The organism is Mesorhizobium terrae, assembly GCF_008727715.1.
Taxonomy (GTDB): domain Bacteria; phylum Pseudomonadota; class Alphaproteobacteria; order Rhizobiales; family Rhizobiaceae; genus Mesorhizobium; species Mesorhizobium terrae.
In genome coordinates, this window is the sequence record NZ_CP044218.1 from 2,827,102 (window position 1) to 2,841,074 (window position 13,973).

General features: G+C 57.0%; 3 protein-coding genes and 1 pseudogene. 3 read left to right on the plus strand and 1 reads right to left on the minus strand.

Annotation, left to right across the window (positions count from 1 at the left end):
* The first annotated feature begins 209 nt into the window (after positions 1–209).
* From FZF13_RS15005 to FZF13_RS29295, 3 genes and pseudogenes are all read left to right on the plus strand, one after another.
* Positions 210–10,430, plus strand: coding sequence for an EF-hand domain-containing protein (locus FZF13_RS15005; RefSeq protein WP_139116421.1), 10,221 nt, complete (start codon positions 210–212; stop codon positions 10,428–10,430).
* A gap of 837 nt (positions 10,431–11,267) precedes the next feature.
* Positions 11,268–12,269 carry an Lnb N-terminal periplasmic domain-containing protein gene (locus FZF13_RS15010; protein ID WP_024926894.1) on the plus strand — a complete coding sequence of 334 codons (1,002 nt, stop codon included), beginning with the start codon at positions 11,268–11,270 and terminating at the stop codon, positions 12,267–12,269.
* 52 nt (positions 12,270–12,321) lie between these two features.
* Positions 12,322–12,513, plus strand: a pseudogene (locus FZF13_RS29295) (CopG family transcriptional regulator); the annotation flags it as partial.
* Positions 12,514–12,632: 119 nt separating this feature from the next.
* On the opposite strand, the gene FZF13_RS15020 reads toward FZF13_RS29295, so the two are convergent.
* Positions 12,633–13,676 carry a GSU2403 family nucleotidyltransferase fold protein gene (locus FZF13_RS15020; RefSeq protein ID WP_036254557.1) on the minus strand — a complete coding sequence of 348 codons (1,044 nt, stop codon included), beginning with the start codon at positions 13,674–13,676 and terminating at the stop codon, positions 12,633–12,635.
* Positions 13,677–13,973 lie beyond the last annotated feature (297 nt).

A 13,973-nucleotide genomic window follows, 5' to 3' on the forward strand; every position in this document is an offset into this window, starting at 1 on the left:
GTTTGCATTTTTGATATTTTTTTCGCATTCAAAATAACCAATGGTGAATCTATATTCACTCTGAATGTAAGAATAGGGTATTTTCATATTTACGTAAAATCTGTGCTATTGATAATATTTTTCTATCTCTTCCTGAGAATATTCATCGAAAGAGTTATTCTTTACGTAAAGACAAATATGTTTAATTCGAACGTTCGCGGGAGGTCGTGATGGTTGATACTTCAAGTGGAAGCAAAATCGCGGATAGGGCTGACAAATACTATGGTTACATTGGCCTCGCTCTCGACATCGAACATGCTGCAATCTTGGGGGTTGCTGCCAAGTATGGGGTGTCGGTCAATGATGTCCATGCTGCGGTTAGTATGTTTGGAAAGGTCGCCGGTCGGTTCAGCCTCGCTCTTTCTGCGGGGTTGGGCTACGAGAGTGGCGGCATCCCTGGGGCGGCCACCAATGTCGCTGTTGGATATGCTAGCCTGCAAGCTGGAGCTTGGGCTTTTAACGCGTCACTTGGCTATACGGTGTCGGTTGCAGGACCTCTCTATGGAACCCTAGGTTCGTTCGTGATCGGTAGTGGCGTTTCATTTGTCACAGCCCTAGGCGGAGGGGCTTTGGTCGACACCATAAGGGATTTGCCTACAATAAATCCCAACGCATTTCCTGGGGCGCCGTTTGGTAACAACCCATTTACGTCGTCTGCACAAGATAGCCTTCATCCGTCCATCAAACCGGGATATGAAACCACATTCAACGACAAGTGGGCCGGCTCGCCGGATGCTGTGGCGGCGACCCAAAAATACAACGCTCAGTTGGCGGATCGCGCTGCGAATATCGCGAAAGTTGATGCTCAGTGGAGTCATGCGCTTGACGCACGCGATGATCGCGCGGCTTCCGTTCAGAACACAACAAATGTTTCGGGATATCGCGGCTACAGGACAGACGCTGCGACAACAGAAGCCAGCCGCCGCGACATGGGCGGAGTTGGAGCGCCCGGTTCGAGTTCGCCACGCGATGGCTTCAGTACGAACGGCGCTACGCAGAGCGGTAATCGCAGTGGTCACAATACGGGCTATGGCACACCGGGCGGCGGATATACCAATACTGGTAACAATCCCGACAATCGCAGTGCTCCTGGCTATTTTGGTGGCGGCGTAACTACGACACGTAGCCCCAATTTTCCCGGCAAGACCAAGGATGACTTGGGCATCGGCGCAACGCCCAGTTTCCCTGGCAAGGTCAAAGATGATCTCGGAATAGGAGCGACGCCGAGCTTCCCGGGCAAGGTCAAGGATGATCTCGGCGTGGGACTTCCCTCGACCGCTGCCACCCCATCGCCAAGCATCAATCCAAACAAGCCGACGAAAGCGCCTGTCGCTAAGTATGAACCTCCGAAGCAACTGGATCTGCCTCAATACGCACCCGTTCCGACGCCGGCGCCGCGCAGTATTTGGGACCAGATTGGCGATTGGTTTAGCGGCGCCAACTCTTCCCCCAGCGGCTCCGAGCGGGCAGCAAAGGCTGTTAGTGAGGCACTCTCAAGGGGAGCCACTCCAACCCAGGCGAAAGCCATTGGCTACAACAAGGCGCAAGCGTTGGGCGTCAACACCGATGACGCCGGATTTTCCGCTCTCATGGATCGTAAGGCGGGCTATCCATCAGGAAACGGCGGCGGCACGCGCGGCTCCGGCAATACGGGCAGCGGGTCTTCCGGGAGGGGCGGAAGCGTTGGTGCCGTTGGAGATCACGCGGGCAACAATCGTGGCAATGACCACAGCTCGAACAACGGTTGGGGCGGCCATCCCGTTCTTCTCGACCTCACCGGCAATGGATTGAACGTTGATGGGCTTGGCTCGTCGTCGCGTTTTGTCGACCTCAATGGCGATGGTTACGAGCACCGCACGGCCTGGGCAGGCGATGGCAATGGTGTGTTGGTCTTTGACGCCGACGGCGATGGCAAAATCAGCCGATCGAGCGAGTTCATCTTCACCGAATGGGACAAGAGTGAGACCAGCGATCTTCGCGCGCTGAAGAAGGTGTTCGACACCAACGGCAATGGCAAGCTGGACGTCGGCGACGCGCGCTGGGCGGATTTCAAGGTGATGGTCGGCGATCAGCTTGTGTCGCTGGATCAGCTCGGCATCACCTCGATCGATCTGACGCCGAAAGGCAGCGGGCAGAGTTTCGAGGATGGTTCGGCGATCACCGGCACGACGACCTACACCAAGGCCGATGGCACGACCGGGCAGGTTGGCGATGCGGTGCTCTCGGGAGACGAGAACGGCTATACGGTCAAGCGCACCAAGACCACCAATGCCGATGGTTCGACGACGGAAGACTTGCTCGCCTACAACATAGACGGCAGCCTTGCCTTCCGCAATCTGATCACGACTAACGCCGACGGTTCGCACAAGCAGACCAAATTCGACGATGACGGCAACGGCACGTTCGATCGCTCGCAGACCGTTGATCTAGTCATTGCCGCCGATGGCGTACGCACGCGTGTTGTCGCCAATTTTAACGCCGACGGTTCGTTGTTGAACAAGACCACGACGATCACCAGCGCTGACCGCAAAACGGTTACGGCCCTGGTCGATCAGGATGGCGACGGACGCGACGACCAGAGCCAGATCTTTGTCATCAATGCCGACGGCGCCACTCCGTCGACCTCGTCGACGACGACCACGGTGAAGCAGTTTGCCGTCGACGGCACGCTCTTGAAGCAGACGATGGTCACGTCGAGTGCCGACGGTCTGACCAAGGTGACCAAACTGGACGAGACCGGCGGTGGCACCTTCAATCTCGAAACAACCGAGGTGACGGTTGTCGCAGGCGATGGTTCGCGCACCAAAACGGTCACCCAAAAGAGTGCCAACGGCACGTTGATCAGCAAAATTGTCACAGCGACTGCAGCCGACGGCCGATCCGAGACGATTGACTACGATCGTGCCGGTTATGGCCTGGTGGATGAGCGTGAAGTGTCCGTCACCGCGACCGGAACGGACGGGGCAGTGACCAACACGGTCACTTCCTACAACGGCGACGGCACGCTCCGCAGTAAGACCATCGCCACGACCAGCGCCGATGGTCTCGCCCATACTCTGGCTGAGGATCAGGACAGCGACGGTATTGCTGACAGGACGACGTCGAATGTGACGGTGGTTGCGGCCGATAGTTCGCGTACGCAGACGGTCGAACAGCGCAGCGGCAATGGCGCGCTGCTGTCAAAACAGGTGACATCGACCAGCGCGGATCGCAAGACGATCACAGCCACAGCGGACGCGAATGGCGATGGGGCGGTCGATCAAACGACATCCATCATCGTTGACGCCGACGGCGTAACCACAAGCACGGTTTCGAAATTTAATGCGGATGGTTCGCTGGTCGGTAAAACCCGTGCGGTTTCCTCTGCGGATGGTTTTACCCAGACCACGGACGACGATCTCGACGGCGATGGCACGTTCGACCGCACTACCAGCGACGTCACTGTCTTGAACGGCGATGGCAGCCGCACTGAGACGGTGCAGCATTTTAGCCGAGGCGGTGCCGCCAGCGGCGCACTCGTCGACAAAACCACCACCACGATCTCGCAGGACAGCCTGACCAAGACGGTTTCGAGCGACATCAATGGCGATGGCGCCGTCGATCGCATCGTGAACGATGTGATCGTTTTGAACAGCGACGGCAGTCGCACCGAGACGGTGACGACGTCGAGCGGCAACAGCACCAGGCTGTCGCAAACGATCACCACGGTTAGCGCCGACCGCAAGACCACGACGCTGATGGAAGATACTGACGGCAACGGCAGTGTCGATCGTTCGACAGTGACGGCCACCAATGTCAACGGCTCAAAGTCAGCAACGATGACGGAGCTCGCGCCGGATGGCGTATCCGTCATTCGCAAAACCAGTACCGATATCTCTGCCGACGGGCTGACCAAAACGACCAAAGTTGATCTCGGCGGAGATGGCTACAATGAACAGACATTGATGGATTACACGACCATCAATGCCGATGGCAGCCGAACCCAGACTTCAGCCGAATGGGCTGGTACGACGCAGGTGTCGCGCGCTGTTGTGGGCACCAGCGCCAATGGGCTCAACAAGACGACGCTAAAAGACCTTGATGGGGATGGCACTTACGACACGAAGGAAGAGGATTCCACAGTCTACAATTCCGACGGATCGAAGACGCGAACCATTACGGATACGGCCGGTATCGCCACGATAGCCAATCGCAAAACCATCACGACCAGTGCCAATGGGCTGTATACGAAGGTCGTGGACGATATCGACGGCGATGGCAACTACGATCGGGTTACCACCGACGTAAAGCAGCTAGGCGCGGACGGATCGACGTTTGAAACGATCGAAGAGTGGAGCGGTACGAACGCCCGACTATCGAAGACAACGATTGCCGTCAGTGCCGACAAGAACAGCATCGTAACCAGTACGGACAGCGATGGCGATGGTGCTGCGGATACGACCAAGGCGATCGTCGTAGGTATCAACGGCATCACGACCACCACCGAAAAGTCATTTGCCGCAAACGGCGCGCTGACGGCGGTGCGGGAGATTTCCATCACGGCCAACGGCTTGTCGACGACGGTCAAGGAGGACTGGAACGGCGACGGCACTTTTGACCGGGCCACGACGTCGAGCGTGACGATCAATGCCGACGGTAGTCGCACGGAAACCAAAACGACTACGAGTGCCAATGGCAGTCTGATTGCGGGCAAGACGATTGTCACGACATCGGCCAGCGGACTCTCGAAAACCGAACAGGTTGATCTCGACGGCGACGGCGTCATCGACCGTATAACAACAACCATCAAGGCTTTTGGATCTGACGGTTCCCAAACCCTGACGATCGAGACGAAATCTGGCAACGGAACATTGCTCGCAAGGTCGGTCGAGACGACCAGCGCCGATACCAGGACGCGGTCCTCAACCTTTGACGACAATGGCGATGGTGCAGTCGACCAGACAGTGACCACCGTGCTCAACGCCGATGGCAGCACCTCGAAGACCGTGACCAATCTGGCCACCAACGGAACCGTGATTGCAAGGACCGTGACCGAGGTCAGCGCGGATGGCCTGACCACCACACTGCGCGAAGATTTTGATGGCAACGGTACGTTTGACAAAGTGACGGTCGATCAAACCACTATCGGTTTGGATGGCGTGCGGACTAGGCGCATAACCGAACAGACTGGTACGTCGGCCGCGGTGTTGGTCAGCAGCGCGACGATCAGTGCCAACGGTTATGAGAAGACGACGGACACGTTCGATCGCGGCTGGTTGCAGGAACAATCGATCGAAAAGACTGTGCTGAATGCTGACGGTTCGACCACCAAAACCGTAACCACTTCTGCAGGCTCCTCGCCGACCTTGGTTGGCAAGAGCACAACTACGGTCAGCGCCAATGGCCTGGTGACCACGATTGCGGCTGATCTTGATGGCAATGGCACAGTCGATCGCACGACGACGGTGGGCAAGCAGTATATCGCTGATGGCTCTATCGTCGAACGCAACACGACAAAGAACGGCAGCGGCACCACCGTCGACAACACCGTTACCACGACCGCGGCCAACCGGCGCTCGGTCGAGGTGAGAAGTGACTATGACGGCAATGGCTCGGATGACGAAAAGATCGTCAAGGCTGTCAATGCCGACGGATCGGTCACCACGACCACCAATACTTATGCGTTCCAGGCGGACGCAAGCCGGGTGGCCTCGAGTTCCCTGACGACAGTCAGCGCCGATGGCTTGACGACGACCGTCATCACGGACGCCGACGGCAATGGCATGACTGATCGCAGGATCGTGCAGAAAATCGTCCACGGTGCCGACGGATCGAAGACCGAGACCTGGGAGGCCTTTGATGCTCAAGGCGCTTTAACGGAAAAGACCGCTGTCACCACCTCGGCCAATGGCCTGGCTGTCACCACGACCTGGATGGGGGCCGGCGGTGCGGTTACCCGTGCGATGAGCGAGGTGACGACCTTAGCTACCGATGGCGGTAGCACCAAAACCGTGACCACCACCAAGGCCGGCGGTGCTCTCGAGAGCGCAACTGTCACCACGACGAGTGCCGACAAGAAGAGCGTGACGATGACTGTCGATATCGATGGCAATGGCGTGATCGACCAGAAATCGACGAGCGTCGTGAACCCAGACGGCAGCGTGACCACCACTTATGTCGATCTCGGCGCCGACGGTGTCGCTGTGACAGCCAAGAAGATCGTCACGGAAAGCGCCAATGGCCTGATCGTCACAACCGACTACGATACCAATGGCGACGGCGTGGTGGACAACCGCGCCGTTGCAGAAACCGTCCTCAATACGGACGGGTCGAAGACCACGACGACCCGTTACAGCGGAGCGTCTCAGGCGATCGAGCGTACTGTTGTGGTGCTCTCCGCAGATGGCAAAACGCGCACCGAGAGTTTTGACCTCAATGCGGACGGAACCGTCGACAACAAACAAACGTCGTCGACGGGGTTCGGGCCGCATTCCGGTTATGCCGATGCACGAACCGATACGATCGAGACAGCGGTCGGATCGACGCTGAAATCGCGTTACCAGACCACGACAAGTGCCAACGGCCGATCGACCACCAAGGAATGGGATGTCGACGGCAACGGGACGGTCGATCAAACCGCCACGGACACGACGGCCATCACCGACGGGGGCACGGTACGCACCATCTCGGCTTATGCCAGTGGGACAAAAATCTCCGGAACGACGATCACCACGTCCAATGACGGGCGCACCGTAACTACGGTCGAGGAGCGCCCCCAGGCCGGATTCTCCAATCGCACGATCACCAGTTCAACAGCGGTTCTGGCCGATGGTTCGACCGTCGAGACCAAGATACTCAACAACTCGACCAATTCTGTTATTGAAAAGCAGTTCACCACCACCAGCGCCGATGGCCGTGAAGTGACCATTCAGCGTGACATCGATGGCAATGGCACCATCGATCAGGTCGAGCAACGGATCAAATATGTCGATGGTTCGACCAAGACCGTCGTCACGGGCATCAGCAGTATTGACCGGACAACGATCACGACCAGCGCGGACGGCCGCTCTTCGACCACTGAGTGGGATATGGATCTCGATGGCACGGTCGACAGGCGCCGCATCGTCACCAACAACATCAAGGCCGATGGCAGCCAGTCCAGCATCGCGACTGATTACAAGATAGCTGCCGGCGTCGCTGACACGCGCGTCAAGGTGACTTCAACCTCGGCAAGCGCTGACGGTCGGACCAAAACCTTTTCGCTCGACACCAACGGCGACGGCGTCTTCGACCAGGTATCATCAACCGTACTGGACGCCAGCGGTGGTACCGTCACAACGACAACCAACAATGCCGAGGCACAGAAAGCCGAAAACCTCATACTTGGGGAGATCTACTGGAAACAGGCGATCGCGGCCAAGGTGGTTACGACGGTCTCGAGCGACGGCCTCACCGCCATCGAACAATCCGACTATGACGGCAATGGAACGCTGGAAACCACAGCAGTTTCACAAACGCGTATTGACGGCTCTGTGGTCACCACATTCACCGAGTTGAATGCCAGCGGTGGCGTCGCCGCCAAGGGCACGCTTACCGTCAGCAACGATGGACGCACGAAGATCCTGTCAAAGGATACGGACAATGACGGTGTCTACGACCATGGCGAGAAGACCGAACTCTACATCAACGGCACCGTTGTTCGTACAACGACCGACTACAACGCTAATGGGACCCTGAAACAGTCCACGCTTGAAAACATAACCGGCACCGGCAAACTGACCACTCGCACCACGAGAAACGGCGCTGGCAACAAGACGGAGCAATATATCCTCAGCATCGACGGGACGGCCCAGCAAACCACCTTCGTTGGTACCGATGAAGTGGTTCGTTCAGTTCACAGCATCAACAAGGACGGCAAGCTGACCGCAGGCACGTTCTACGATCCCAAGAACACCGATCCCTGGACCCGCATCGAGCAGAGCTACAATGCCGCTGGCCAAAAAACGCTCGAAAAGCAGTTCATGGATGACAATACCCGCGTCGACATCACCTTCGATGTCGCCACGGCCAAGCAGACGCAAGCTACCACCTACGACACAGCCAATCGTATGATCGCACTGGCGACCTATGCGAATGGCCTGCTTTCCACGAACATCCTCTATGACCCGGCTAACGCTAAGCCATGGCAACGGGTCGAGCAGACCTTCAGTGCGGATGGCACCAAGAAAACACTCGAAAAGCAGTTCATGGACGATGGCACCGGCATCTACATCACCTATGACGTGGCCAATGCCCAGACTTGGTCCACCTACACGTCATGGCGCAATGTGGCCGGTCAAGAAGTTGAAGTCGGCTATGATTATCGCGACGGAACCCGATATCACGACTTTAGAGATCCCGCGAACCTTCAATCATGGCGCCTGATTATCCAGCATTTCAATACGGCAAATAAGCAAACCGACCAGACGCAATATAATGACGACGGTTCGTACGTTGTAACGGTTTACGATGCAGCTGGCACTCAAGCCTGGTCGTCCACAGTTGAATATTATGATACGTCGTCGCGGCTTACGCATAAAACGTTTAATAACGACGATGGCACGCGGACGGAAACCTTCTTGGATGCGAGCAATGCACAATCATGGTCAACCATAGTCGAAAAATATAATTCTGCCGGATCTGCGACATACACCGTCGTAACCGCAGATGACGGCTCATCTTACTCTATCACTTACGATCCAGCGAATACTGAGACCTGGTCTACCTATACGTGCTACTACGATGCCGCAGGGCGTCGAATTGGGACAAACATCATCTACGACGACGGCACCAGATATCGGGACTATTACGATCCGACAAATGCCAATCCCTGGTCGACGATATTGGAGAAATACAACTCTGCAGGCGCCATGACATACATGGCTCGAACTGAAGATGATGGATCGTCTTATTCCGTCACTTACGATCCGACGAACACACAAAACTGGTCTACTTATACGTGCTACTACGATACTGCCGGGCGTCGAATTGGGACCAACATCATCTACGATGATAGCTCCAGATATCGAGATTACTACGACCCGACCAATGCCTATGCCTGGACGTCAATTGTCCAGCATTTCAATGCAGCCGAGCAGCAGACTGATCAGACGCAAAACAATGATGATGGTTCTTACGTCACGACCTCTTACGACATCGCCAATGCTCAAAACTGGGCGAGCTATATCGCTTACTACAACGCATCGGGGCAAAACACGGCCGAAGTGTTTAACTACGACAACGGGACGCAGATGGCGGTCTATTACCGAAATCCGCCGCAAAGATATGTAAACTTGTATTATGAGTATAGGAACTCGTCTGGAGCGCTTTATAGGACAGTCGACACCTCTGCGAATGGAACCGATTCCACGATAGTGGACTACGATGTTGACAATCTTCAGACATGGAAGGTGTGGTCGGTTACCAATTCCGGTGGCGGGCAAAACAGAACGACATTTTACAGAATTACTTACGACAACGGAACTGTTTACACGGGCTACCAGCCCCCTTCCTCTGGCGGCGGCGGTGGACATCGGCCTGTCGTCCTGGACCTCGACGGCGATGGTCATACCGATATCCGTGCCTTGGCGCCGCCGACAGAGCAATCTGGTCCACGGTTCGATTGGAATGGCGACGGATTGCGTGACCAAACATCCTGGGCAGGCCCGAAAGATGGCTTCCTTGTCATCGATCTTGCCGCCGATGGCTCGGCTGGAGCTGATGGTGTCATCGACCAAGCCAAGGAACTTGCCTTCAATCTTTGGATCGGCGACGGATCTGGTGCGTCCGCAGGCATCTCCGATCTGGAAGCACTCAGGCTCGCTTTCGATACCAACCATGACAACGTCTTTGACAGCAACGATGCGCGTTGGGGTGAATTCCGGATCTGGCAAGATGCCAATCAGGATGGCGTCACAGACGCTGGTGAACTGAAGACACTTGCTGAAGCCGGCATTACCCGCATTGGTCTAACCTCCAGTCCGGAAGGCGCTATCGCTTACGGCGACGGTTCCGAGATTGTCGGGACGAGCTGGTTCGAGAGGGTCAGCGGCACCCGTAATCTGGTTGGCGACGTGACCTTGGTGTCTCGTCCCTCCAAGCTGGTCGCAAGCGATGAGCAGCCGGCGGTCCAGCGGACGGCTGCGTCCAGCGCGGCGTTGGCAGGGAGATTGCCTCCCGCCAACAGCAATGCTGCACCCGTTGCCGCCATGCCGGCGAACGCCAGGATCGACAGTCTGGTTGCAGCGATGGCGTCGTTTGGGGCAGATACCGCCGCCGGTTCGACTGGCCCGCAAATGGCGGCATCTGCCTCGGACCCAAGTTGGAAATCGACGGATATTGCAGCTACCGGTCGGAGTTGGGCTGCCGCCTGACCGCCATTTGATACCAGATGCAGTCAAGACCCGCTCGCCAACCGAGCGGGTCTTGTTGCCTCAGTGGGGTCTAATACGTCACTGAGACGTTAGGTTTGCGTCCATAGAAAAATGCTGTTCGCGCTCCTGTTTATTTCTGAGAACTACCCCGCCTGCATCATAGTAAACTAGTGGCTTGGAATCCGTCCTGGATACTCTGACGTTCCACGCAAACCGATTGGCGGTACGGTTACCAGCCGAGGCGTTGATCATAAATTTTACATGACGTCGGTCGGTCGAGTGAGAGTTGAACCGGGCCATCGAATTAGGGTTCGAAACAAGCGAATTCCTACGCTCCGAAATGCTCTATCCCAAGAAAGCAATCGTCGAACTTTCTGGGAGCCCCATAGCCGACGATAAGGTAAGACAGTTTGAACCGCCACTTCAGCCAAATCTCCGCGGATCACCCTCAATCCGCCGTCCGCCCTGCCCAGTCACTATGGCCGTGCCATCGCTATGCGAACTGGCATCCCTCGCGTTTCAGGCCCGCGCCAACCCGATCTCATTGACGACCGCCATGAAGCCGTCCGGCGGGCTATCCGCGCACTGGCTCGGCCCCGGCTGTCAAGTCGGGAAGCTATAGAAATCCCAGTTGTCAGACTCTTTGCCTGAATCCGGCGATCCATGCATCCATTTCCGATGAGCCTTCTCATTCCATCCGATTTGCCCGAAACGTATATATGTCTGATTGGGCGAGCCGGTTTGGCTCTTGTCGAATTGTATCATCCGCAACGATGTTCGTCCGCGCTCGGATGAGAAGGTCGGATGGTCGCACGGGAGATGGTTTTCGGAGTTCTGATGCGTCGTGCCGGCCTTTTTATTCTGATCGCGATCCTCTTCCCCGCCGTTGCACTGGCGAGCGCCTGGACGGTGCTTGCCTTCTTTTACCGGCTGCCGATGCCGGAAACGGGCCGCATCGCTGCTGCAGCACTTTTCGGGCTGTTTGGCCTAGCGACGCTCATCGCCCTGTTCACCCGCCGCTGGCGCGTCGTCGGCGTCTTTGCCGTTGTATTTGCCGGCGTTCTGATCTGGTGGAGCAGCATCACGCCGCCGCGGGATGTAACCTTCGTGCCGGAGGATGCGCGGCAGGTGACAGGCAGGATCGAAGGCGACCGACTGACCTTGACCGATACGCGCAACTTCACCTGGCGCAGCCAGACCGATTTCACCGAAAGCTGGGAAACGCGGAGCTACGACCTGTCGAAGCTCAGAACCGTCGATCTGTTCATGTCCTACTGGGCCGGCCCGGAAATGGCGCACACCATCGTGAGCTTCGGTTTCGAAGGCGGCGAGCGGATCGCCTGGTCGATCGAGGCGCGTTACCGGGTGGGCGGAACCTATTCGCCGATTGCCGGCGCCTTCAAGACGGATACGCTTATCGTGATCGCTGCCGATGAACGCGACCTGATCGGCTTGCGGACCAATGTGCGCGGCGAGGATGTACACCTCTACCGGCTTAACGTGTCACCCGACGATGCGCGGATTTTCCTGGCCGGCTATGTCGAGGACGCCAATGCATTGGCCGCGAAACCGCAATTCTACAACTCGATCACCACCAATTGCACGACGGCGATCGTGCGCATCCTGCGGCTTGTCGGCGCGAGTGTGCCGACCGACTGGCGCCTGCTCGTCAACGGCTATCTGCCAGGCTACCTCTATGACCAGAAACGCGTCGACACCAAGCTGCCGCTGGCCGAGCTGATCGAGCGCTCCCGCATCAGCGACCGCGCCAAAGCCTTCGGTCTTGGGCCGGGCTTTTCCGAAGAGATCAGACACGGCGTGCCGGATCCGAATACATAAGCGCCAATCTCCCGCTTGTTGGGGGTTATGGACCAAGAGAGGCAAGTAATTTGCCGTGTTCGTCCGCTTTTGGTTGGCAACAATCCCTGCGTTGCCGGAGCCGACAGTGCAAGCCGCCCGCGCCAAGGCAGGCGAACGCTACGATGCGTTCGTGACTGCGCGTGGCAGGCGTCTGGCCAAGAGACCGAAATTGCGACGGGAGATCTCCGAGGAAGTTGATCGAGCGGCGCCGCCAGGCACGTAGCTTTCGACCATCATAGCTGATCAAGGCGAAGTTCGAGCGAACGGGAGGTCTGCACCGATCGTCCGGCGTCGGTGGCGAGACCCGCGCATCAGCCAGGGCGATCAGCAGATTTATGGCTATCAGGGCTTCGATGCCGTCGGCAGCTCGAAAAGATGGCGAGCTTCCTCAAAAACGGGCTGGGGAAGCACACGAAGCTGGTTTGCTTCGTAGGGGAGGTGTTCGAGATACTGCGCTGTCAAACGAGCAACAGCTTGCGCCTGGGCCAAGTCGCGACGGCGCTTGACTGGCTCGCGATCAGGCTGCTTCGAAACCCAGAGTTTATGGGCCACGAAAATCCTGGGATCGGGAACGATGATGCGTAACGGTCCGCCCCTTTCATCGATCGCGATTGCTTCGAATGCCGGGGCATTTTCCAGCCAGGCCAGGCCGGCAATCTCGGCCGCCACAAGTTCGTCGTCTGCCTTGTCAACGCTTGCACGGCCCTGCTTCCAAGGCGGGTTGGCAAGCGGTTTGATCAAATCGACAAGATATCCGTCGCGATTGACCGCGCGAAACGCTGCGGACGAACGCTCGAACGATCGATCGACCTTGCGCAAGAGGTTGATGAGCGTTCCGTCTTCTATGTTGGTCCCAGCCATAATTCTGAGTGACTTGCGCGAATCCATCAGGAGATCGATGTCTTCGGTCGTTGTAATCCCTGGATCCACGAAGACGCCGGCCGCTGCCTCGTAGGCGTAGATCGCGTTGGTTCCGGCAACACGGATGCCTTCGCCCAGAATGCCGACGTCATCGAGCGCTCTGATGATTCTTGCGGCAATTAAAGGAACACGTCCGAGCCTGAGGGCCCGATTGACAGCAGACTGGCGCGCCATTTGCTCCTGCCGCACGGACAGCATTTGTTGAGTGGACGCGCGCGATGCTTCCCATTCTGCTTTCTGATCCTCGGTCGCTGGCGAGCGCCGCCCCTCCACCTTCTGGCGTCGCGCTCCCGTAGAATCGTAGTAGCTGCGCATCAGGTGCTCGCTGCCCTTTACCGTATGCCAGACGAGGGATCCACGAAAGCTCTTCGCCTTCTTCTGGGCCTCCGCCAGCGCTGTGAATCGCTGGTCGGAATTGATCTTTTCGCGTCGCTGATCGTTATTTAATTCAATAAAATCAATCATATCAACACCAGACTGCCAATTGAAAAGAAAGTGTTGCAACCGAAAGTAGCGGGTGGATCGGCAGTTTGCAACAGTTTGACAAAGAATCGATCGTATCTGTTGATGCTGTTGTAAATATTATGAAAATCGATTGTCGCAGATGTGGTGCTCCGGCAGCCACGGTGCCAGCCAGGAACCCACGGAGAGTATTTGGCTTTCAATTGGGGCGCACGATCATGGCTGCAGGTCACGAAACAGGCATGGCTTCTGGGGCCGGAGAAGAACTTCTGGCCAGCATATCCAAGGCGAAATCTTGAT